19 protein-coding genes and 1 riboswitch are annotated in these 21,823 nt (G+C 66.5%); of the genes, 13 read left to right on the top strand and 6 right to left on the bottom strand.

Features of this window, described 5'->3' with window-relative positions; genetic code table 11:
* Positions 1–28: 28 nt before the first annotated feature.
* From OMP44_RS12660 to OMP44_RS12635, 6 genes are all read left to right on the top strand, one after another.
* Positions 29–1,474, top strand: a complete 1,446-nt coding sequence (locus OMP44_RS12660) for a DUF3426 domain-containing protein (RefSeq protein ID WP_280308627.1) — start codon at positions 29–31, stop codon at positions 1,472–1,474.
* A 155-nt stretch (positions 1,475–1,629) separates the two neighbouring features.
* Entirely contained in the window at positions 1,630–2,622 is a 993-nt protein-coding gene (gene dusB, locus OMP44_RS12655) for a tRNA dihydrouridine synthase DusB (RefSeq protein ID WP_187980400.1), read from the top strand.
* Positions 2,619–2,936 carry a DNA-binding transcriptional regulator Fis gene (gene fis, locus OMP44_RS12650; RefSeq protein WP_026083845.1) on the top strand — a complete coding sequence of 106 codons (318 nt, stop codon included), beginning with the start codon at positions 2,619–2,621 and terminating at the stop codon, positions 2,934–2,936. The genes dusB and fis overlap by 4 nt, the downstream gene beginning before the upstream one ends.
* A gap of 66 nt (positions 2,937–3,002) precedes the next feature.
* Positions 3,003–4,595 (top strand): bifunctional phosphoribosylaminoimidazolecarboxamide formyltransferase/IMP cyclohydrolase, encoded by a 1,593-nt coding sequence (gene purH / locus OMP44_RS12645; protein ID WP_133861530.1) that lies wholly within the window; start codon positions 3,003–3,005, stop codon positions 4,593–4,595.
* An 85-nt stretch (positions 4,596–4,680) separates the two neighbouring features.
* The gene (gene purD / locus OMP44_RS12640; RefSeq protein WP_280308618.1) at positions 4,681–5,964 is read left to right on the top strand and encodes a phosphoribosylamine--glycine ligase; all 1,284 of its coding nucleotides are present in this window, start codon (positions 4,681–4,683) and stop codon (positions 5,962–5,964) included.
* A gap of 94 nt (positions 5,965–6,058) precedes the next feature.
* Positions 6,059–8,833 (top strand): hybrid sensor histidine kinase/response regulator, encoded by a 2,775-nt coding sequence (locus OMP44_RS12635; RefSeq protein ID WP_280308616.1) that lies wholly within the window; start codon positions 6,059–6,061, stop codon positions 8,831–8,833.
* Here OMP44_RS12635 and OMP44_RS12630 read toward each other — a convergent pair.
* Positions 8,817–9,212 carry an acyl-CoA thioesterase gene (locus tag OMP44_RS12630; protein WP_064309293.1) on the bottom strand — a complete coding sequence of 132 codons (396 nt, stop codon included), beginning with the start codon at positions 9,210–9,212 and terminating at the stop codon, positions 8,817–8,819. The genes OMP44_RS12635 and OMP44_RS12630 overlap by 17 nt on opposite strands.
* A gap of 152 nt (positions 9,213–9,364) precedes the next feature.
* Positions 9,365–9,507: riboswitch (S-adenosyl-L-homocysteine riboswitch) on the top strand.
* A gap of 22 nt (positions 9,508–9,529) precedes the next feature.
* Here OMP44_RS12630 and ahcY point away from each other — a divergent pair.
* From ahcY to rhlE2, 3 genes are all read left to right on the top strand, one after another.
* Positions 9,530–10,936: an adenosylhomocysteinase gene (gene ahcY / locus OMP44_RS12625; protein ID WP_133861533.1), complete on the top strand. Its 1,407-nt coding sequence runs from the start codon at positions 9,530–9,532 to the stop codon at positions 10,934–10,936.
* Between the two features lie 52 nt (positions 10,937–10,988).
* Complete coding sequence (metF, locus tag OMP44_RS12620) at positions 10,989–11,825, top strand: methylenetetrahydrofolate reductase [NAD(P)H] (RefSeq protein ID WP_280308609.1); 837 nt, start codon at positions 10,989–10,991, stop codon at positions 11,823–11,825.
* A gap of 184 nt (positions 11,826–12,009) precedes the next feature.
* Complete coding sequence (rhlE2, locus tag OMP44_RS12615) at positions 12,010–13,905, top strand: RNA helicase RhlE2 (protein ID WP_133861535.1); 1,896 nt, start codon at positions 12,010–12,012, stop codon at positions 13,903–13,905.
* 82 nt (positions 13,906–13,987) lie between these two features.
* Here the strand turns inward: rhlE2 and OMP44_RS12610 are convergent, their stop codons facing one another.
* The 3 genes from OMP44_RS12610 to OMP44_RS12600 all read right to left on the bottom strand — a co-directional run bounded on the left by OMP44_RS12610 (position 13,988) and on the right by OMP44_RS12600 (position 15,413).
* Positions 13,988–14,275, bottom strand: a complete 288-nt coding sequence (locus tag OMP44_RS12610; RefSeq protein ID WP_007161573.1) for a PA4642 family protein — start codon at positions 14,273–14,275, stop codon at positions 13,988–13,990.
* A gap of 116 nt (positions 14,276–14,391) precedes the next feature.
* Positions 14,392–14,862 (bottom strand): WbuC family cupin fold metalloprotein, encoded by a 471-nt coding sequence (locus tag OMP44_RS12605; protein WP_133861536.1) that lies wholly within the window; start codon positions 14,860–14,862, stop codon positions 14,392–14,394.
* Positions 14,859–15,413: a hypoxanthine-guanine phosphoribosyltransferase gene (locus OMP44_RS12600; protein ID WP_133861537.1), complete on the bottom strand. Its 555-nt coding sequence runs from the start codon at positions 15,411–15,413 to the stop codon at positions 14,859–14,861. Before OMP44_RS12600 ends, OMP44_RS12605 begins: the two co-directional genes overlap by 4 nt.
* 255 nt (positions 15,414–15,668) lie before the next feature.
* Between OMP44_RS12600 and upp the strand changes: the two genes are divergently transcribed.
* Together upp and OMP44_RS12590 are read left to right on the top strand one after the other, a co-directional pair.
* A complete protein-coding gene (gene upp / locus OMP44_RS12595) occupies positions 15,669–16,307 on the top strand; it encodes a uracil phosphoribosyltransferase (RefSeq protein ID WP_017641072.1) in 639 nt (212 codons plus the stop codon).
* Between the two features lie 2 nt (positions 16,308–16,309).
* Positions 16,310–17,575, top strand: a complete 1,266-nt coding sequence (locus OMP44_RS12590) for a uracil-xanthine permease family protein (protein WP_133861538.1) — start codon at positions 16,310–16,312, stop codon at positions 17,573–17,575.
* A gap of 19 nt (positions 17,576–17,594) precedes the next feature.
* Here OMP44_RS12590 and OMP44_RS12585 read toward each other — a convergent pair whose 3' ends face one another.
* Positions 17,595–18,650 (bottom strand): ferrochelatase, encoded by a 1,056-nt coding sequence (locus OMP44_RS12585; RefSeq protein ID WP_187980406.1) that lies wholly within the window; start codon positions 18,648–18,650, stop codon positions 17,595–17,597.
* Entirely contained in the window at positions 18,647–19,555 is a 909-nt protein-coding gene (locus OMP44_RS12580; protein ID WP_280308589.1) for a TIGR01777 family oxidoreductase, read from the bottom strand. The genes OMP44_RS12585 and OMP44_RS12580 overlap by 4 nt, the downstream gene beginning before the upstream one ends.
* Before the next feature lie 65 nt (positions 19,556–19,620).
* Here OMP44_RS12580 and OMP44_RS12575 point away from each other — a divergent pair, with 65 nt between their 5' ends.
* Together OMP44_RS12575 and OMP44_RS12570 are read left to right on the top strand one after the other, a co-directional pair.
* Positions 19,621–20,718, top strand: coding sequence for an NAD(P)/FAD-dependent oxidoreductase (locus OMP44_RS12575; RefSeq protein WP_133861541.1), 1,098 nt, complete (start codon positions 19,621–19,623; stop codon positions 20,716–20,718).
* 125 nt (positions 20,719–20,843) lie between these two features.
* A complete protein-coding gene (locus tag OMP44_RS12570; protein ID WP_187980407.1) occupies positions 20,844–21,815 on the top strand; it encodes a YbgA family protein in 972 nt (323 codons plus the stop codon).
* Positions 21,816–21,823 lie beyond the last annotated feature (8 nt).

The following is a 21,823-nucleotide window of genomic DNA, read 5'->3' as shown; positions in this document are numbered from 1 at the left end:
CGCTTCACTCCCTGGCTGTCGCCTCGCCATGACCGAATCCCTCGTCGCCCAGTGTCCGCATTGCCATACCCGCTTCCGTGTCACCCAGGAACACCTGGCCGCCGCGGATGGCGACGTACGCTGTGGCGTCTGCCTGGAAGTGTTCAACGCCAGCAACCAGGCCGCGCCCCTGACGGCCCCTGAACCCGCGCCCGCGCCACCCGTGGCCGCGCCGGCGCCCACGCCCAGCGAAGCGGCCTGGCCCCATGACGAACTGGACCTGAGCCACCTGGAGCTGGACGCCGAGGTCGCCCGCCTGGGCGCCCTGGAAGAACAGCGCCGCACGCCGGTCGCTCCCATGGCGCCTGCCGCCTTGGCCGCACCGCCCGCCATGACCACGCCGCAGGAAGAGCCGGCACCGGCCCTGGGGCTGGCTGCCCGTCGCCCCCAGGACGACGAAGAGGCCTACGAGCTGCCGTCGCTCGGCGCCGTCTCCGCCGAGCGCGAACCCGAGCCGGAGTCGCTGCGACTGCGGGCCGCGCCCGAGGCGGAGCCTGAGTCCGAGCCCCTGTCCCTTACCGCCGCCGAGCCGGAACCGCAACTCGAGCCCGAGCCCGAGCCGGCCTACGCACCGGTGCCCGAGACCGAGCCCGCCATCAGCCCCTTGCCTGCCGTAGCGCCGGTGGCTCCGCTCGCGGCCGTGCGCGCCCCGCTGAAGCCCGCCCCGGCTACGCCGCCCGCGCCCCTCACCGCCGCGCCGGCCGAACGCCAGGAGCCCGCGCTCGGCCGGGTCGAAGCCGACGACGACGAACGCGCCGAACCCGGCCTGGGCCGCCTCGACGACTGGCAGGAGCCGGCTGCCGAATCCCTCAGCGCCGCTCGCGACAGCGACGACGAGCCGCCGCCGGCCAAGGCCGCGAGCGGCCTGCGCAGCGAGCCGGAATGGCAGGACGATCCGCTGCTGGACCTGCACGACGAACCGCTGCAGCTGGACAGCCACCCGCAGCGCCCGCGCTGGGGTCGCCGCCTGCTGTGGATCCTGCTCTGCCTGCTGGCACTGCTCGGCCTGGCCGGCCAGTACGTCTATTACCACTTCGACGAACTGGCGCGGCAGGACAGCTATCGCCCGCTGTTCGTCCAGGCCTGTGCCAGCCTCGGCTGCAAGGTGCCGTCCAAGGTCGATGTGCAGCAGATCCGCAGCAGCAACCTGGTGGTGCGCAGCCACCCGCAGTTTTCCGGGGCGCTGCGCGTCGATGCCATTCTCTACAACCGGGCACCCTTCTCGCAGCCCTTCCCGCTGCTGGAATTGCGCTTCGCCGACCTCAATGGCCAACTGCTCGCCAGCCGCCGCTTCAAGCCGGGCGAATACCTGAATGGCGAACTGAAAGGCCAGGACGAGATGCCGCCGCAGACGCCGATCCACATCGCCCTGGACATTCTCGACCCCGGCCCGCGAGCCGTGAATTACAGCCTGAGCTTCTTCTCGCCAGAGTAGCTCCAGGGGGAATTGCTCATAAACTAGCCAACTCGCGCTTTATCCGGAGGCGGTGAGCGGGTATCATTCCCAACCCTTTTCAAGCACAGCAGCCCCTGTCCGCGGCCGGTTTCCGGCGCAGGCGGAACAGGCGCCTATTCGCCAGGGAAAAAGATATGTCGATGGTACGCATCGGCCCTTATACCTTGCCCAATCCGCTGATTCTCGCGCCCATGGCCGGGGTCACCGACCTGCCCTTCCGTCGCCTGTGCCTGGCACTCGGCGCCGGCATGGCCGTGTCGGAAATGGTGACCAGTGACGTGCGGCTCTACGACAGCCGCAAGTCGCGGCTGCGCCTGATCCACGCCAGCGAGCAGGAACCGCGTTCGGTGCAGATCGCCGGCGGCGATCCGGCGATGCTGGCCGAGGCGGCCCGGCGCAATGTCGAACTGGGTGCCCAGATCATCGACATCAACATGGGCTGCCCGGCGAAAAAGGTCTGCAACAAGGCCGCCGGCTCCGCGCTGATGAAGGATGAGGCCCTGGTGGCCGAGATCCTCGCCGCCGTGGTGGCCGCCGTCGACGTCCCCGTGACCCTGAAGATCCGCACCGGCTGGAATCCCGACAATCGCAACGGCCTGCGCATCGCGCAGCTGGCCGAAGCCGCGGGCATCCAGGCCCTCGCCGTGCATGGCCGCACCCGGGACGACCGTTTTCTCGGCGCCGCCGAGTACGACACCATCGCCGCCATCAAGCAGGCGGTCGATATCCCGGTGTTCGCCAACGGCGACATCGACAGCCCGGAAAAGGCCCGCTGGGTGCTCGAACACACCGGCTGCGACGGCCTGCTGATCGGCCGCGCCGCCCAGGGGCGCCCCTGGATCTTCCGCGAGATCGCCCACTACCTGGCGACCGGCGAGCACCTGGCGGCGCCCGGTGATGCCGAGGTGGAGGCCATCCTGCTGGAACACCTCGACGCCCTGCATGCCTTCTACGGCGCGGAAATGGGCGTACGCATCGCCCGCAAGCACGTCGGCTGGTACCTGGCCGACCGGCCGGGCGCCGCGGAATCGCGCGCCCAGTTCAACCGACTGCAAGACACCCAAGCCCAGCACGCCAGCATTCGCGCGTTCTTCGCGCAGCCCCCGACCGGGAAGCAGGTGGCATGAATTCGATGACCGAGACTTTGACTGGAACAGCGCCTGTGAGTGACAACGGCGACCTCAAGCAGCACCTGACCGCTCCCCTGCAGGAGGGTCAGACGCTGCGCGACAGCGTGGAAAAGGCGCTGCGCAACTATTTCGCCCACCTCGATGGGCAGCCGGTGACCGACGTCTACAACATGGTGCTCTGCGAAGTGGAAGCACCCCTGCTCGAAAGCGTGATGAATTACGTCAAGGGCAACCAGACCAAGGCATCGGAGATGCTCGGGCTCAATCGCGGCACCCTGCGCAAGAAGCTCAAGCAGTACGACCTGCTCTGATCCGCCTCATCGCCGGCGGCCCAGGGGGCTTGACCGGCGGTCTTTCTCCTCCTGATGGACATGACCATGACCGACCAGACCTCTCGCCTCCCCGTCCGCCGTGCGCTGATCAGCGTGTCCGACAAGACGGGCGTCGTCGACTTCGCCCGCGAACTCGCGGCCATCGGCGTGGAAATCCTGTCCACCGGCGGTACCTACAAGCTGCTGCGCGATGAAGGCATCCCAGCGGTGGAAGTCGCCGACTACACCGGCTTCCCGGAGATGATGGACGGTCGCGTCAAGACCCTGCACCCGAAGATCCACGGCGGCATCCTCGGTCGTCGCGGCGTCGACCACGAGGTGATGAGCGAGCACGGCATCCGCCCGATCGACCTGGTCGCGGTCAACCTCTATCCCTTCGCCGCCACCGTGGCCAAGCCGGGCTGCAGCCTGGCCGATGCCATCGAAAACATCGACATCGGCGGCCCGACCATGGTCCGCAGCGCGGCGAAGAACCACAAGGATGTCGCCATCGTGGTCAATGCCAGTGACTACGCGGCCATCCTCGACGACCTCAAGGCCGGTGGCCTGACCTATGCCCAGCGCTTCGATCTGGCGCTCAAGGCCTTCGAGCACACCGCCGCCTACGACGGCATGATCGCCAACTACCTGGGCAGTATCGACCAGCAGGCCGAGACCCTGACCACCGACGGCCGCGCCGCCTTCCCGCGGACCTTCAGCGCCCAGTTCATCAAGGCGCAGGACATGAGATACGGCGAGAATCCGCACCAGCAGGCGGCCTTCTATGTCGAGCACGCCAGCGAAGCCTGCGTGGCCACCGCCACCCAGCTGCAGGGCAAGGAACTGTCCTTCAACAACGTCGCCGACACCGATGCCGCCCTGGAAACCGTGAAGAGCTACGGGGAACCGGCCTGCGTCATCGTCAAGCATGCCAACCCCTGCGGCGTGGCCGTGGCCGGCGACATCCGCCAGGCCTATGAACTGGCCTATGCCACCGACAGCGAATCGGCCTTCGGCGGCATCATCGCCTTCAACCGCGAACTGGACGCCGAGACCGCCCGCGCCATCGTCGAGCGCCAGTTCGTCGAGGTGATCATCGCCCCGCGCGTCAGCGCCGAAGCCCGCGAAGTCGTCGCGGCCAAGGCCAACGTCCGCCTGCTGGAGTGCGGCGAGTGGCCCGCCGAGCGCAAGCCCGGCCTGGACCTCAAGCGCGTCAACGGCGGCCTGCTGGTGCAGAGCCGCGACATCGCCATGATCACCGCCGACGACCTCAAGGTGGTGACCCGCCGCGCGCCCAGCGAGCAGGAGCTGCAGGACCTGATCTTCGCCTGGAAGGTGGCCAAGTTCGTCAAATCCAATGCCATCGTCTACGCCAAGGGCCAGCAGACCGTGGGCATCGGCGCCGGCCAGATGAGCCGCGTCAACTCGGCGCGCATCGCCGCCATCAAGGCCGAGCACGCCGGTCTGGCCGTGGCCGGCGCGGTCATGGCCTCGGACGCCTTCTTCCCCTTCCGCGACGGCATCGACAACGCCGCGGCCAACGGCATCACCGCGGTGATCCAGCCGGGGGGCTCCATGCGCGACGCCGAGGTGATCGCCGCCGCCGACGAAGCCGGCATCGCCATGGTCTTCACCGGCATGCGCCACTTCCGCCACTAAGGCCCGCCACGGCGAGGGCCGCAGCCTTCGCCGTCGACCCATTTGCGTGGCGGACGTGCCCAGCGCCCGCCCAGAGGAAAGCTTCATGAACGTACTCATCATCGGCAACGGCGGTCGCGAACACGCCCTGGCCTGGAAGGTCGCCCAGGACACCCGGGTCACCAAGGTCTACGTCGCCCCCGGCAACGCCGGCACCGCCACCGAAGCCAAGTGCGAGAACGTCGCCCTCGACGTCCTGGCCCTGGAGCAACTGGCCGATTTCGCCGCCGCCAACGTCGAGCTGACCATCGTTGGTCCCGAGGCGCCGCTGGTGGCCGGCGTGGTCGACCTGTTCCGCAGCCGGGGCCTGCCCTGCTTCGGCCCCACCGCCGGCGCGGCGCAACTGGAAGGCTCCAAGGCCTTCACCAAGGATTTCCTCGCGCGCCATCAGATCCCCACCGCCGCCTACGCCAACTTCACCGAGGTGGAGCCGGCGCTGGCCTATCTGCGCGAGCAGGGTGCGCCCATCGTGATCAAGGCCGATGGCCTGGCCGCCGGCAAGGGCGTGATCGTCGCCATGACCCTGGCCGAAGCCGAGGACGCCGTGCGTGACATGCTCTCCGGCAATGCCTTCGGCGATGCCGGTGCGCGAGTGGTGATAGAGGAATTCCTCGATGGCGAGGAAGCCAGCTTCATCGTCATGGTGGATGGCAAGAACGTGCTGCCGATGGCCACCAGCCAGGACCACAAGCGCGTCGGCGACGGCGACAGCGGTCCCAACACCGGCGGCATGGGCGCCTACTCCCCGGCGCCGGTGGTGACCGCGGCGGTCCATGACCGGGTCATGCGCGAGATCATCGAACCCACCGTGGCCGGCATGGCCAGCGAAGGCAATGTCTACACCGGCTTCCTCTATGCCGGCCTGATGATCGACCAGAGTGGCGCACCCAAGGTCATCGAATTCAACTGCCGGTTCGGCGATCCCGAGACCCAGCCGGTGATGCTGCGCCTGCAGTCCAGCCTGGTGCTGCTGGTGGAGGCCGCCCTGGCCGAGGCCCTCGACAAGATCGAAGCCTGCTGGGATGCACGTCCGAGCCTGGGCATCGTCCTGGCCGCTGGCGGCTATCCGGGCGACTATGCCAAGGGTGACGCCATCGCCGGTCTCGAGGCCGCCGCAGCGCTGCCGGGCAAGGTGTTCCACGCCGGCACCGGCCTGCGCGACGGTCAGGTCGTCACCGCCGGCGGTCGGGTGCTGTGCGCCACGGCTCTGGGCGAAACGGTCTCCGCCGCCCAGCAGAACGCCGCTGCGCTGGCCCGGGAAATCTCCTGGCAGGGCTGCTTCTACCGCAGCGACATCGGCTACCGCGCCATCGCTCGCGAGCGACAGTGAAGCTCGCCTAAGGGATCAGCCTGTTACACTGTTACGTCAACAGACGTGACGGGCTGGTCTATACTCGACGTCCGCATTTGCGAAGGGAACTCTCGTGCACCGGCTCTGGATCGCCATAGGCTTTGTGGTCAGCTGGCTGCTGTTGCTGCTGGTGGCCAATTCCGTGCAAGCCGAGAATTCGCCGGATGCGGGCTGGGCGCAGTACGAGGACGTCACCGGCGAATTCTCGCTCGACGATGTCCGTGATCGGCTGTCCGCCTTCAAACCGCTGACCACCGCCAGGGCCCACCGCCCAGCCGGTTCCGGTGCGCTCTGGCTGCACACCCGCATCCAGCCCGACGCCCAGCAGCGGCTGCTGCGCATCATTTCGCCCAACGTCGGCTATCTGGATTTCTTCGCCTATCGCGATGACCAGTTGCTCAGCGAGATCCGCGACGGCCTGTCGCGGCCGCTGCTCAATCCGCAGCAACTCAGTCGCGACTTCGTCTTTCCGATTCCACAGAGCGATCAGCCGCTCGACCTCTTCCTGAGATTCGAATCGCCCCAGCCGATGCGGATCGCCCTGACCCTGAGCAGCAGTGCCGAAGCCGAGATCACCCATCGCCTGGTGATGTTCGGCGTGTTGCTCGGCTGCCTGGCCATGCTGGCGCTGTACAACGGCGCCCAGCTGCTCTACCACCGCAGTCGCGCCACCAGCGCCCTCACCCTGCTGCTGGTGATGCTGGTCTGCGTGGCCCTGAACATCTTCGGACTGAGCAAGTTCTTCCTGGGCACCTTCAAGGGCCAGACGCCGCTGCTGACCGATCTGTCGGTGCTGGCCTGCAGCGCCGCCGGGCTGAATCTCGTGGGCGCCTTCTTCGGCTGGCGACGGCTGCCGCTGTGGGTCCGCCGCACGCTGCGGGGTCTGCTGGCCCTGGTCGGCCTGGCCGCCGTGGTGCGTATCGCCGCCGGCGAATTCTATGTCGGCGACTGGCTGATGGCGGTCAATGGCCTGGCACTGTGCGCCTGCCTGATCATCGCGCTGGAGCGCTGGCACCAGGGCGCCCGCTATGGGCGGCTGTTGGTGATGAGCTGCGCCCTGCTGGCCCTGGCCGGGCTGATCGCGCTGCCGATCCTGGCCGGCTACGCCAATCCACCGGTGTGGATGGGCCGCGGCCTGATCGCCAGCTGCATGCTCAGCGGCATCCTGCTGACCCTGGCCCTGGAGGAGCGGCGTCGCTATCTGCGCGAGGAACATTTCACCCGTACCCGTGACAGAGCCACGGACCATGCGGAGCTCAAGGGCAAGGCCGAATTTCTCTCGCGCATCAGTCACGAGATCCGCACGCCCATGAACGGCGTGCTGGGCATGACCGAATTGCTGCAGGGCACGGCGCTGTCGGCCAAGCAGCGCGACTATGTGCAGACCATCCACAGCGCCGGCGCCGAGCTGCTCAACCTGATCAACGAGATCATCGACATCACCCGCCTGGAAAGCGGCCAGATCGAACTCGAGGAGGTCACCTTCGACCTCAATGCCCTGCTCGACGACTGCCTGGACATCTTCCGGCCGCGTGCCGAGGAGCACCGGGTCGAACTGCTCAGCTTCATCCAGCCCCAGGTGCCGCGCCGTTTCATCGGCGACCCGACCCGCTTGCGCCAGATCCTGCTCAACCTGCTGGAAAACGCCTTCCAGCGCACCGAGGAAGGCGAGATCCTGCTGGTGATCTCACTGGAAGAGGCCACCGGCCAGCCACCACGCCTGCGCATCTCGGTGCAGGACAGCGGCACGCCGCTGGACGCGGCGCTCAGTCGCCAGCTGCTGTCCACCCACCTCGACCGCCGCGACTTCCTCGCCAGCGACACCGAAAGCCTGGATTTCGGCCTGATCATCGCCCGCCAGCTGGTGCTGCTGATGCAGGGCGACTTCGGCATCCAGAACAACGCCGAGGGCGGTTCCAGCTTCTGGATCAGCCTGCCCATCCCGGCTCAGGCGCTGGTCCTGTCGCGCGGCGACAGCGACTATCCGCTGCAGGACGTGCGGGTGCTGGTGGTCGACGACAACGAACTCTGCCGCAAGGTCCTGCAGCAGCAGTGCAGCGCCTGGGGCATGCAGGCGGTGACCGCCGCCTCCGGGCGCGAGGCCCTGGCCCTGCTGCGTACCCAGTCGCACCTGCGGGAATACTTCGATGTGGTGCTGCTCGATCAGCAGATGCCGGGCATGACCGGCATGCAGCTCGCCGCGCGCATCAACGAAGACGAGAATCTCAACCACGACCTGCTGCTGATCATGCTCACCGGGCTGAGCAACGCGCCGAGCAAGGTCATTGCCCGCAACGCCGGCATCAAGCGGGTGCTGGCCAAGCCGGTGGCCGGCTATACCCTCAGAGCCACCCTGGCCGACGAACTGTCGCGCCGCGGCCAGCGGGTCAGCGAGCCCGAGCCCCAGGAACAGCCCAGCGGCATCCCCAGCGACTTCCGCGTGCTGGTGGCCGAGGACAACAGCATCTCGGTCAAGGTGATCCGCGGCATGCTGAAGAAGCTCGGCGTCGAACCCGATACCGTGAGCAACGGCCTGGAGGCCTTCGAAAAGCTCCAGCAGAACACCTACGACCTCATCCTGATGGATTGCGAGATGCCCCTGCTGGACGGCTTCGGCGCCACCCGCCGGCTACGTGCCTGGGAACAGCAGAATCATCGTTCGCGCACCCCGGTGGTGGCCCTGACCGCGCATATCCTCGCCGAGCACAAGGATCGCGCCCAGGAGGCCGGCATGGACGGCCACATGGGCAAGCCGATCGAACTCTCGCAACTGCGTGAATTGCTGCTCTACTGGGCCGAGCGGCGGCGCCTGGACGTGACCCGCGCCGGCCTCAAGGCGACTCCTTGAACCTGTCCTCGACATAGGTGATCCGGGTCTTGCCATGGGGCACCGGATTGCCTTCCTCGTCGAGATTGACGAAGACGATCTTGTCGATGGTGAGGATGCTCTTGCGGGTGATCTTGTTGCGCACCTCGCATCTCAGGGTGATGGAGGTACGCCCGAACTCGGTGGCGGTGATGCCCAGCTCGATGATGTCGCCCTGACGCGAGGCGCTGATGAAGTTGATCTCCGAGATGTACTTGGTCACCACCTTGGGATTTTCCAGCTGCACGATGGCGTAGATCGCCGCCTCCTCGTCGATCCATTTCAGCAGACTGCCGCCGAACAGGGTGCCATTGGCGTTGAGGTCTTCGGGTTTCACCCACTTGCGGGTATGGAAGTTCATCAGGGCTCCTTGAATTTCCAGGGGGGTTGGGGCATCAGATCAGGGTGCGCGCGGTAGATTCCGGTCGACATGAGGCAGAGCGCCACCCTTTGGGTTTATCGCGATCCTCGTTATACTGCCCGCGCATCGCGGCCACCAGGCCGCCCCGCCTTCCGTTCGAGGGGCGCTGCAGCACGCTGCGTTATCCCATCCTAGCCGACCCGCCGCTGGCGCGGGCATCACGGCCGGCATGACGTCAGACGTTGTCAGGCTCGAACGGAGCGTTATCAGAACGCATCAACGGCGCCCATTCGCACCTAACGAATGGAGACTCTTCAATGAGCGCTGTCCTCACGCCTGCCGCTTTCAACGATTTCAAGGTCGCCGACATCTCCCTGGCCGACTGGGGTCGTCGCGAAGTCATCATCGCCGAATCGGAAATGCCCGCCCTCATGGCACTGCGTGGCAAGTACGCCGGCGAACAACCCCTGGCCGGTGCCAAGATCCTCGGCTGCATCCACATGACCATCCAGACCGCCGTGCTCATCGAGACCCTGGTGGCCCTGGGCGCCGAAGTGCGCTGGTCCAGCTGCAACATCTTCTCCACCCAGGACCAGGCCGCCGCCGCCATCGCCGCCGCCGGTATCCCGGTGTTCGCCTGGAAGGGCGAGACCGAAGCCGAATACGAGTGGTGCATCGAGCAGACCATCCTCAAGGACGGCCAGCCCTGGGACGCCAACATGGTGCTGGACGACGGCGGTGACCTGACCCAGATCCTGCACGACAAGTATCCGCAGGTGCTGGAGCGCGTCCACGGCATCACCGAAGAGACCACCACTGGCGTACACCGCCTGCTGGACATGCTCAAGGACGGCACCCTCAAGGTCCCGGCGATCAACGTCAACGACTCGGTCACCAAGAGCAAGAACGACAACAAGTACGGTTGCCGCCACAGCCTCAACGACGCCATCAAGCGCGCCACCGACCACCTGCTGTCCGGCAAGCAGGCGCTGGTGATCGGCTACGGCGACGTAGGCAAGGGCTCGGCCGCCTCGCTGCGTCAGGAAGGCATGATCGTCAAGGTCTCGGAAGTCGACCCGATCTGCGCCATGCAGGCCTGCATGGACGGCTACGAGCTGGTCTCGCCCTATGTCGATGGCCTGAACGACGGCACCGAAGCCTCGGTGGATCGCGCCCTGCTGGGCAAGATCGACCTGATCGTCACCACCACTGGCAACGTCAACGTCTGTGACGCCAACATGCTCAAGGCGCTGAAGAAGCGCGCCCTGGTGTGCAACATCGGTCACTTCGACAACGAGATCGACACCGCCTTCATGCGCCAGCACTGGGGCTGGGAAGAGGTGAAGCCGCAGGTGCACAAGATCCACCGCACCGGTCTGACCGTCGACTCGGCCAACGACGACTACCTGATCCTGCTGGCCGAAGGCCGCCTGGTGAACCTGGGCAACGCCACCGGCCACCCCAGCCGCATCATGGACGGCTCCTTCGCCAACCAGGTGCTGGCGCAGATTCACCTGTTCCAGGAGAAGTTCGCCGACCTGCCGGTCGCGGAGAAGACCGCCAACGTCACCGTCATGGTCCTGCCCAAGAAGCTCGACGAAGAAGTGGCGCTGGAAATGGTGAAGGGCTTCGGTGGCGTGGTGACCCGTCTGACCGAAGCTCAGGCCAAGTACATCGGCGTGACCCAGGAAGGCCCCTTCAAGCCCGACAGCTACCGCTACTGATGGCCAGGCCACCCGTTCCCCGGAGCGGGTGGCCGCCCACGAGAGAGACGACGTGAAACCCAGTCTGAGTTTCGAATTCTTTCCCTGCAAGACCGAAGCGGGCCACGAGAAGCTGATCGCCACGGCGCGGCAACTGGCAAGTCATGGGCCGGAGTTCTTTTCCTGCACCTATGGCGCCGGCGGTTCGACCCGCGACGGTACCTATCGCACCGTGCGCCAGCTCAACGACGAGGTCGGGGTGCCGACCGCACCGCACCTGTCGTGCGTCGGTGACAGCAAGGCCAAGCTGCGCGAGTTGCTGCAGCAGTACCGGGAAGCCGGCATCAACCGTATCGTCGCCCTGCGCGGCGACCTGCCGTCCGGCATGGGCCTGTCCGGCGGTGGCGAATTGCGCCACGCCAGCGATCTGGTCGCCTTCATCCGCGAGGAAACCGGTGATCACTTCCATATCGAAGTCGCCGCCTATCCGGAAACCCATCCGCAGGCGCGCAGCTTTACGGACGACGTGCGCAATTTCGTGTACAAGATGCAGGCCGGTGCTGACCGCGCGGTCACCCAGTACTTCTTCAACGCCGATTGCTACTTCCATTTTGTGGAACGTGTCCGCAAACTGGGAGTCGAAGCCCCAGTGATCCCTGGCGTCATGCCGATCACCAACTACAGCAAGTTGGCGCGCTTCTCCGATGCCTGTGGCGCTGAACTGCCACGCTGGCTGCGGAAGCAACTGGAAGCCTACGGTGACGACACCCAGAGCATCCAGGCCTTTGGCGAAGAAGTCATGACCGACCTCTGCGAGCGACTGCTCGAAGGTGGGGCACCCGGTGTGCACTTCTATACCCTGAACCAAGCGGAGCCGTGTATCGCCATCTGGCGAAACCTCGGTTTTTGAAGTCGGCCAGGCGAACTGGCGGCGACTTTACCCAATCGTGATTACCGCTATCGGTCATCGTCCGACTCGTCATCCAGCGCAGGATGACGAGGGTGGGCGAGACGTCCCAAGCCTTTCGGACGTCAACCGGCAGCGCAACCGCGCCCCCACGTCGGCGGGACGCCGACAGAGACAGGAACCCCGCATGTCCTTCATTTCCCTCGGTCTCTCCGAGGCCCTTGCCCGCGCTGTGGAAGACGCTGGCTACACGAATCCCACGCCTGTTCAGCAACGCGCCATTCCGGCCGTCCTGCAGGGTCGCGATCTGATGGTGGCTGCCCAGACCGGCACCGGCAAGACCGGTGGCTTCGCGCTGCCGGTGCTCGAGCGCCTGTTTCCCAACGGTCATCCCGATGGTCACCACTATGTGGCCAAGCAGCCCCGCGTGCTGGTGCTGACGCCGACCCGTGAACTGGCGGCCCAGGTCCACGACAGCTTCAAGGTGTACGCCCGCGACCTGCCCATGCGCAGCGCCTGCGTCTTCGGTGGCGTCGGCCTCAAGCCGCAGGTCACCGCCCTGGCCAAGGGTGTCGACGTGCTCGTCGCCTGCCCGGGTCGCCTGCTGGACCTCGCCGGTCAGCAGAGCGTCGATCTGTCCGCCATCGAGGTCCTGGTGCTGGACGAAGCCGACCGCATGCTCGACATGGGCTTCATCCACGATGTGAAGAAGGTCCTGGCCCGTCTGCCGGCCCGCCGCCAGAACCTGCTGTTCTCGGCCACCTTCTCCAAGGACATCACCGACCTCGCCGGCAAGCTGCTGCAGGATCCCGAGCGGATCGAGGTCACCCCGCCGAATACCACCGTCGAGCGCATCGAGCAGCGGCTGTTCCGCATCCCCGCCAACCAGAAGCGCGCCCTGCTCGCCCACCTGATCACCCTGGGCGCCTGGGAACAGGTGCTGGTGTTCACCCGGACCAAGCACGGCGCCAACCGCCTGGCCGAGTACCTGAACAAGCACGGCCTGCCATCGGCGCCGATCCATGGCAACAAGAGCCAGAACGCCCGCACCAAGGCCCTGGCCGACTTCAAGAGCAATGAGGTTCGTGTCCTCGTCGCCACCGACATCGCCGCTCGCGGCCTGGACATCGATCAGTTGCCCCACGTGGTCAACTTCGAGCTGCCCAATGTCGAGGAAGACTATGTCCACCGTATTGGCCGCACCGGTCGGGCCGGTCGCAGCGGCGAAGCCATTTCGCTGGTCTCCCCGGACGAAGAGAAGCTGCTCAAGGCCATCGAGCGCCTGACCAAGCAGAGCATCCAGGACGGCGACATGCAGGGCTTCGACCCGCAGTCCGTGCCGCCCGAGCAGCCGGAAGTCCGGGCACCCCGCGAACCGCGTGGCAAGCCGCAGCAGAATCGCCAGAAGAAGGCCGACAAGCCGGCGCGCAGCGAAGGTAGAGGCCAGGGTCAGGGTCAAGCCCAGAACCCGGGCAAGGCCGCCGGTGGCGAGCAGTCCGGCGCTCAGCCCCAGGGCGAGCGCAAGGGGCGTTCCCGCAATCGTCGCGACCGCCGCGATCGCGATGACGCCGGCCAGGACAAGGCCGCCGTGCAACCCGGCCAGGCCGTTGCTCAGCAGCCGCGCAATCGTGATCCGGAAGAATTTCTGGATGACGCCTACGACAACTTCGGCAACAGCGTCGACTACGTGAGTCCCTACCAGGGCAAGGGCCGCAAGGGTCCGCGCAGTGGCAACGGCGGCAGCGCGCCGCGCGCCGCCACGACCGGCGGCCAGGGCCAGCCCCGTCAGGGTCAAGGCCAGGGCCAGGGCGCTGCCCGCGGTCCGCGCAGCCAGCAACAGCAGCAGCCCGGCAAGCGGCGTGGTCAGAACGGTCAGCCCCGTGCCGCCCGGCCCTATGAAGCCGCGCCCAGCGAGCCGCGCGCCTATGCCACGGAAGAGCGGGCGTCGAACAAGCCGCAGCCGAAGATCGTGCACAAGCCGTCGCGTGCCGATCGCCTGCCGACCCTGGAGCAGTTGGAAGAGATGCCAAGCCGGCCGCGCAGCGAGAAGCCCGCGCTGCTGACCCGCAACCGCGACGCCTGATGGCCGACGGGCCGCTCAGGCGGCCCGTTCACCAGGCAAAAAGAAACCCCGCCATGGCGGGGTTTCTTTTTTATGCGGCCATTTAGGCGTGGGCGGCGCGCAGGGCGTCGATGTAGGGCTCGGCCTGGCGATGACTACGGATCAGCTCGATGAAGTCTTCACCCTGGTCGTTACGGGCATCCAGGTCGTAGCCGGCCTCGACGAAGAAGCCGACGAAGCGCTCGAAGTCATCCGGGCGCAGGCCGCGATAGGCCTTGACCAGCTTGTGCAGAGACGCGGGGGTATCGTCCGCCGGCTCGACCGCGAGAAACAGCTTGATCTGCTCGTCGCTGATCTCTTCACCGATGACCTGCTTTTTATCCTTGCGCATCCTTTGGCTACCTGTGCTGGGGGATTCTTTGGAGAAAAGGAGGACCGATTCTAACCCCGCCCCTCGCCTGCCCGCCAGTGACAAACCGTGGTGATACCGCGACCCTGGTCGAAAGTTCAATCGAATTGAGCGCGCATCCAGCTGCGATAGCGCTCGGCGTCGGGCGCGCCCTCCAGCGGGGCCCAGGCCGGTCGTTCACCCTCGCCCAGCGGCACGAAGGGCCCGGCCTTGCATTCGAAGAACAGGCAGTCGCCCTCCAGGGCAACCAGCGCATGGTAGTGCCCGGGGGCGAGATCGACGCCCGGGCAACCGGCGCGCTGGGACAGCTCGCGGCGCAGCAGCACCTGTCCGTCTTCGCCGAAGGTCAGCAACCCGAGCCGGCCCTGCAGCACCAGCAGGCTCTCGGCCTTGTGCGGATCCAGGTGGCGATGGGGCGGTATGTAGCTGTCCTCGCACATCCCCACCACCAGGCGATGGCAGGGCTCGTCCATGAGATGCAGGTTGTGATGGGCGCGCCGTCGCGGGCTGGCCGCCGCCTGCCGGAGCAGGTCGGCGAACAGCGCCTGATCGAACAGCCGCGTGGTCACAGCCCCTTCACGGCATAGATGCCGGGCGCGTTGCGCCAGTAGCCCTTATAGTCCATGCCGTAGCCGAAGATGTAGCGATCGATGCAGGGCAGGCCGACGTAGGTGGCTTCCAGGCCCTTGACCTTGCGGTCGTGGGTCTTGTCGATCAGCACCGCGGTGTGGACTTCGCGGGCGCCGGCATGGCGGCAGAAGTCGATGATGGCCTTGAGGGTATGGCCCTCGTCGAAGATGTCGTCGACGATCAGCACATCGCGATCGATAAAGGACACCTCGGGCTTGGCTTTCCAGAACAGCTCGCCGCCGGTGGTCTCGTTACGATAGCGGGTGGCGTGCAGGTAGGACATTTCCAGCGGGAAATGCAGCCGGGTGGCCAGCTTGCCGGTCAGGATCAGGCCGCCGTTCATCACGCAGAAGACCACAGGATTGCGCTCGGCGAGATCGGCGGTGATAGACGCGGCGATCCGGTCGATGGCCGCTTCGACCTGGGCTTCGTCATACAGGCAATCGGCTTCCTGCATGATCTGGCGGATGTGGGCGAGATCGGCGGACATGGGGCTTCTCCGGGGGACGGGGCGCCTGCCTGATGGTTGGCGCGGATAAAAGGCGGCAAAGGTACAGACACCGCGAACCGATCTCAAGCGCCGCCAGGCGGCTACTATTGTCGCAGGGTACTGCCCACCTCGGGTCGGATGCTTTAATGTACCGCGGTTTTTTTGTGCGCCTGCCCTTCCTGCGGCAGGCCTTCGGGCCGCCGGTCGTACCGAAAACGTCCTCGATCCGCTGCCCTACCGTCTCTGGAGAATCCCATGCCCGTCCACGAAATCCGCCACCCGCTCATCCGTCACAAGCTCGGCTTGATGCGGCGCGCCGACATCAGCACCAAGAACTTTCGCGAACTGGCCCAGGAAGTCGGCGCCCTGCTGACCTACGAGGCGACCAAGGACCTGCCGGTGGAAGAGGTGGACATCGAAGGCTGGTGCGGCACCGTCAAGGTGGAAAAGATTTCCGGCAAGAAGGTCACCGTGGTGCCCATCCTGCGCGCCGGCATCGGCATGCTCGACGGCGTGCTCAGCCTGATCCCCAGCGCCCGGGTCAGCGTGGTGGGCCTCGCCCGCAACGAATCCACCCTGCAGGCCCACACCTACCTGGAAAAGCTGGTGGGTGAACTGGACCAGCGGATGGCCATGATCATCGACCCCATGCTGGCCACCGGCGGCTCCATGATCGCCACCATCGACCTGCTGAAGAAGGCCGGGGCCAAGGAAATCCGTGCCCTGGTGCTGGTGGCGGCGCCCGAGGGCATCGCCGCGGTCGAGGAAGCCCATCCGGACGTACGCCTCTACACCGCCTCCATCGACGAACGGCTCAACGAGCACGGCTACATCCTGCCGGGGCTGGGCGATGCCGGTGACAAGATCTTCGGCACCAAGCAGAAGGACGCCTGAGCGTGACCGCGCGGGAACCGCTCTGGCGGGAGATCCTGGTCGGCGCCCAGATGCTCTTCGTGGCCTTTGGCGCCCTGGTGCTGATGCCGCTGATCACCGGCATGGACCCCAATGTGGCCCTCTTCACCGCAGGCTTCGGCACCCTGCTGTTCCATCTCGTCACCGGCCGCCAGGTGCCGGTGTTCCTGGCGTCGAGCTTTGCCTTCATCGCCCCGATCATCGCCGCCAAGGCTGAATTCGGTCTGCCGGCGGTACTGGGCGGGGTGGTGGCGGCCGGCTTCGTCTACACCTTCCTGGGGCTGGCGGTGAAGGTGCGCGGCGTGGGCTTCATCGACCGCCTGCTGCCGCCGGTGGTGATCGCCCCGGTGATCATCTCCATCGGCCTGGGGCTGTCGCCGGTGGCGGCCAACATGGCCATGGGCAAGGCCGGGGACGGCAGCGCCCAGCTGGTGCCCTATGCCACGGCGATGATGATCTCCATGCCGGCACTGGTCACCACCCTGCTGGTGGCCATCTACGGCAAGGGCATGTTCCGCCTGGTGCCCATCCTCGCCGGGGTCTTCGTCGGCTACGCGCTGGCCTTCGTCTTCGGCATCGTCCATACCGAGGGCATGGCCGCCGCCCCCTGGCTGGCGATCCCGGCCTTCGTCGCGCCGGAATTCCACTGGGGCGCCATCCTGTTCATGGTGCCGGTGGCCCTGGCGCCGGCCATCGAGCACGTCGGCGGGGTGATCGCGGTGGGCGGCGTGACCGGCCAGAACTACCTCAAGCAGCCCGGGCTGCACCGCACCCTGCTGGGTGACGGCCTGGCCACCTCTTCCGCCGGGCTGTTCGGCGGGCCGCCGAACACCACCTATGCCGAGGTGACCGGCGCGGTGATGCTGACCAAGAACCACAATCCGCGAGTCATGCTGTGGGCCGCCGGCTTCGCCATGGTGCTGGCCTTCGTCGGCAAGTTCGGCGCGGCGCTGCAGACCATCCCGGTGCCGGTCATGGGCGGCATTCTCTGCCTGCTGTTCGGCTCCATCGCGGTGGTGGGGCTGAACATCCTGATCCGCCACCAGGTGGATCTGTCCGAGGCACGCAACCTGGTGATCGTCTCGGTGACCCTGGTGTTCGGCATCGGTGGCATCGTCTTCGGCAACGGCGAGATCGGCCTCAAGGGCATCTCCCTCTGCGGCCTGATCGCCATCGGCCTCAACCTGGTCCTGCCTGGGCACAACGCCTGGAAGAAGGACGCCGAACCGCCAGAGCGCCCGCTGCTCTGACGGCCAGCCCAGGATGCCGTTACGCCGGCATCCTGGGTTGTTCGATCGGCTGCGGCGGCAGCTCCGCCACTTCCTCGCACAACTCCACCAGCGCCCGGGCCCAGGCCGGGTCGTCGTTGACGCAGGGAATCAGCACCAGCTCCCGGCCACCGGCTTCGATGAACTGCTCGCGCCCGCGATCGCCGATCTCTTCCAGCGTCTCGATGCAGTCGGCGACGAACGCCGGGCACATCACCAGCAGGCGCTTGACCCCCGCCTTGGCCAGCGCGTCCAGCCGCGCCTCGGTGTAGGGTTCGATCCACTTGTCCTTGCCCAGCCGCGACTGGAAGGACACCGACCACTTGCCATCGGGAATGCCCAGGCGCCGGGCCACCAGTTCGGCGGTGCGCTGGCACTGGCTGCGGTAGCAGACGGCCAGGGCCTTGGCGGTGACCTTGCTGCTGTCGGGGGCGCGCAGGTCGTGCTTGCGATCCTTGACCAGCTTGCGGATATGCCGCTCGGGCAGGCCGTGGAAGGACAGCAGCAGGTGGTCGTAGGGCTCTTCGAGATAGGGCTCGACGCTGGCCGCCAGCGCCGCCTGGTATTCCGGACGGTCGTAGAACGGCGGCAGGATCTTCAGCGTCAGCGGCAGCTGGTGGGCCTCGATCACCCGCCGCGCCTCGACGATGGCGGTGGTGGTGGTGCTGTCGGCGAATTGCGGATAGAGCGGCGCATAGGTCACCTCGCGGATGCCCTGGCTGGCCAGGCGCTTGAGCACCGTTTCCACCGAGGGTTCGCCGTATCTCATGCACAACTCCACCGGACCGTGCCGCCAGAGTGGCCGTACGGCTTCCTGCAGCCGGCGGCTGAGCACGATCAATGGCGAGCCGTCGTCCCACCAGATCGACTCATAGGCCTCGGCCGAGGCGGCGGGTCGCTTGATCAGCACCAGGGATACCAGCAGACGGCGCAGCGGCCAGGGCAGATCGACCACATAGGGGTCCATCAGGAACTGGTTCAGATAGCGCTTCACGTCGGGGACATGGGGCGAATCGGGCGAACCCAGGTTGGCGAGCAGCAGAGCGTTGGTAGTCATCGTGAATCCTTGGCAGCGAGCAGGTCGGCCAGGGCCGCATCCAGCTCGGGATAGCGAAAGACATACCCGGCCGCGAGCAGGCGCTCGGGTCGGGCGCGCTGGCCACCCAGCAGGAGGATGGACAGCTCTCCCATCAGGCGCAGGGCGAAGGCGGGAATCAGCAATCGCGCCGGGCGCCGCAAGGCCCGTCCCAGCGCCTCGGTGAATTCCCGGTTGCGGACCGGCTGGGGGGCACAGAGATTATAGGGACCCTGGGCATCGCTTCGGTTGAGAAGAAAATCGATGGCCCCGATTTGATCCTGCAAATGAATCCAGGGCATCCACTGGCGTCCATTGCCCAGGCGCGCGCCCAGCCCGAAACGGAAGGGCGGCAGCAGGCGCAGCAGGAAGCCGTCGTCGGCGGCCAGCACCAGGCCGGTGCGCAGGTTGACCACACGGATGCCCAGCTTCTCGGCTTCGTTGGCGACCTGCTCCCAGGCCAGGCACAACTCGCCGGCGAAGTCGGGACCGGCCAGGCTGTCCGCCTCGCTCACCGGCTTCTCGCCGCTGTCGCCATAGAAGCCGATGGCCGAGCCGGACAGCAGGACCGCGGGTTTCTGCGGGCGGCCCTGCAGCCATTCGATCAGGCGCTCGGTGGTGCCGATGCGGCTCTGCCAGAGTTCGGCCTTGCGACCTTGGGTCCAGGGCTTGTCGGCGATGGGGGCGCCCGCCAGGTTGACCACGGCATCCAGGTGTTCGTCGCCCAGCGCCTCCAGTTGGGCGATGCCGCGCACGCCGGGTCCGCATTCGCGCGCCACCCGCCCCGGGTCGCGACTGAGCACGGTGAGTTGGTGCCCGGCGGCCGCCCATTGGCGGCACAGCGCACGGCCGATCAATCCGGTGCCACCGGTCAGCAGGATATGCATGTCGTCACTTCCTTCTCGTATTGCCCTGCCGCCCGTATGCATCTGAACGAAGGGAAGAGGATTGTTTGGTATGGTCGTGGGTCGAAAGATCCAGAACGGTTGCCAGTCGTAGCCGTAGAGCCCTTGCGCGCGCAAACGTTCGACAAGGGCGAATCGTCAGACAAGCGAGGTCCATCATGACTGCCCCCATCGCCATCGTTGGCGCAGGAATAGCCGGACTTGCCGCGGCCCAGACGCTGATTCGCGCCGGGCAGCAGGTCCAGATCTTCGACAAGAGTCGCGGCAGCGGCGGCCGCATGGCCAGCAAGCGCAGCGAAGCCGGCGCCCTCGACCTGGGCGCCCAGTATTTCACCGCCCGCGACCGGCGCTTCATCGATGCCCTCAACGAGTGGCGTCGAGCCGGTTGCGCGGCCGAATGGAACCCGGCGCTCTACCAGTATCGCGACGGTCGCCTGAGTCCGTCCCAGGACGAGCAGCCGCGCTGGGTCGGGGTGCCGCGCATGAGCGCCATCACCCGCCACCTGCTGGCCGATCTGCCGGTCACCTTCGACTGCCGCATCACCGAGGTCTTTCGCGGGGCCCAGCACTGGCACCTGCTGGATGCCGGCGGCGAGACCCACGGGCCCTTCGCCCAGGTCATCGTCGCCATGCCGGCGCCCCAGGCCACGGCGCTGCTGTCCAGCGTGCCCAAGCTGGCGGCCACCGTGGCCGGTGTCAGCATGGAGCCGACCTGGTCGGTGGCCCTGGCCTTTCCCACGCCCCTGCAGACCCCGGTGGAAGGCTGTTTCGTGCAGGACAGCGAACTGGACTGGCTCGCGCGCAATCGCTGCAAGCCCGAGCGCGACACCACCCTGGACACCTGGGTCCTGCATGCCACCAGCGCCTGGAGCAAGGCGCACCTCGACGCCTCCAAGGACGAGGTGATCGAACGCCTGCATGGCGCCTTCGCCGAACTGATCGGCTGCCCGTTGCCGGCGCCGACCTTCAGCCTGGCCCATCGCTGGCTCTATGCCCGCCCCGCGCAACCCCACCAGTGGGGCGCCCTGGGCGATCCCGACATGGGCGTCTTCGTCTGTGGCGACTGGTGCTCCAGCGGTCGGGTGGAAGGTGCCTGGTTGAGTGGTCATGAGGCCGCGCAGCAGCTCCTGGGCAGTCTGGATTAATCGACGAAGCGCACGCCGTCTGTAACCTGCAGCGAATCTTTTACCGCAGCCCCCTGTCGAAAGTTGCACCAAACTTGTACAAATAGGAAAACCTTGTACAAGAAAATACACGACAGGGGATCTCCATGGTTGCCAACGCCTCCTCCAGCCTGCCCCGCCCGCGCCTGGGTATCAGTGCCTGCCTGCTGGGTGACGAAGTCCGCTACAACGGTGGACACAAGGAATCCCGGCTCTGCAGCCAGACCTTCGCCGAGCACTTCGATTTCGTCCGGGTCTGCCCGGAAATGGCCATCGGTCTCGGCACGCCTCGCGAACCCATCCGTCTGGTGGGCGACTCCCAGGCGCCGCGCGCCGTGGGTACCGTCGACCCCAGCCTGGACGTGACCGCCGCCCTGACTGGCTACGGGGAAAAGATGGCAGGCGAGCTGACCGACCTGTCCGGCTTCATCTTCATGCAGAAATCGCCCTCCTGCGGCATGGAGCGCGTCAAGGTCTACCACGCCAACGGCCAGGGCAGCGAAACCGATGGTCGTGGTCTGTTCGCCGCCGCCATCATGCGTCTACAACCGGACCTGCCAGTGGAAGAAGCCGGCCGGCTGAACGATGCGGTGCTGCGGGAAAACTTCGTCACCCGCGTCTTCGCCCATGCCCACTGGCAGCAACTGCTGCAACAGGGTCTGACGGCGCGGGCGCTGCTGTCCTATCATTCGCGTTACAAGTACCAGCTCATGGCCCACGACGCCCATCGTGCGCGGGCCCTCGGTCAGCTGGTCGGCAGCATCGGCCAGCGCAACCTGGACGAGCTGGGGCAGGAGTATTTCAGCGGCCTGATGGCTGCCCTGAAGAAGTGCGCCACCCGTGGTACCCATTGCAATGTGCTCTATCATCTATTCGGTTATCTGCGTCGGGTCCTGAGCGACAGCGAGAAGCAGGAAATGCAGCAACTGATCGAGCAGTACCACGAGGGCATCGTGCCCCTGGTCGTGCCCCTGACGCTGCTCAAGCACCACTTCCGCCAGCATCCGGATCGTTATGTGAACGAGCAGGCCTATCTCCAACCGCACCCCGAACGTCTGAGTCTGCGAAATGCCATCTAGCGCCACCC

Origin of the sequence: Pseudomonas flavocrustae (assembly GCF_029872515.1) — a bacterium.
Lineage (GTDB): Bacteria > Pseudomonadota > Gammaproteobacteria > Pseudomonadales > Pseudomonadaceae > Chryseomonas > Chryseomonas aestiva.
Note: the sequence above shows the minus strand (reverse complement) of the source record. Positions and strands in the feature narration are given on the sequence as shown.

Coding starts and splice junctions, on each gene's coding strand:
- OMP44_RS12660 (WP_280308627.1), top strand. CDS start 29: ATGACCGAATCCCTCGTCGCCCAGTGTCCGCATTGCCATACCCGCTTC.
- dusB (WP_187980400.1), top strand. CDS start 1,630: ATGTCGATGGTACGCATCGGCCCTTATACCTTGCCCAATCCGCTGATT.
- fis (WP_026083845.1), top strand. CDS start 2,619: ATGAATTCGATGACCGAGACTTTGACTGGAACAGCGCCTGTGAGTGAC.
- purH (WP_133861530.1), top strand. CDS start 3,003: ATGACCGACCAGACCTCTCGCCTCCCCGTCCGCCGTGCGCTGATCAGC.
- purD (WP_280308618.1), top strand. CDS start 4,681: ATGAACGTACTCATCATCGGCAACGGCGGTCGCGAACACGCCCTGGCC.
- OMP44_RS12630 (WP_064309293.1), bottom strand. CDS start 9,212: ATGAACTTCCATACCCGCAAGTGGGTGAAACCCGAAGACCTCAACGCC.
- ahcY (WP_133861533.1), top strand. CDS start 9,530: ATGAGCGCTGTCCTCACGCCTGCCGCTTTCAACGATTTCAAGGTCGCC.
- rhlE2 (WP_133861535.1), top strand. CDS start 12,010: ATGTCCTTCATTTCCCTCGGTCTCTCCGAGGCCCTTGCCCGCGCTGTG.
- OMP44_RS12610 (WP_007161573.1), bottom strand. CDS start 14,275: ATGCGCAAGGATAAAAAGCAGGTCATCGGTGAAGAGATCAGCGACGAG.
- OMP44_RS12600 (WP_133861537.1), bottom strand. CDS start 15,413: ATGTCCGCCGATCTCGCCCACATCCGCCAGATCATGCAGGAAGCCGAT.
- upp (WP_017641072.1), top strand. CDS start 15,669: ATGCCCGTCCACGAAATCCGCCACCCGCTCATCCGTCACAAGCTCGGC.
- OMP44_RS12585 (WP_187980406.1), bottom strand. CDS start 18,650: ATGACTACCAACGCTCTGCTGCTCGCCAACCTGGGTTCGCCCGATTCG.
- OMP44_RS12580 (WP_280308589.1), bottom strand. CDS start 19,555: ATGCATATCCTGCTGACCGGTGGCACCGGATTGATCGGCCGTGCGCTG.
- OMP44_RS12570 (WP_187980407.1), top strand. CDS start 20,844: ATGGTTGCCAACGCCTCCTCCAGCCTGCCCCGCCCGCGCCTGGGTATC.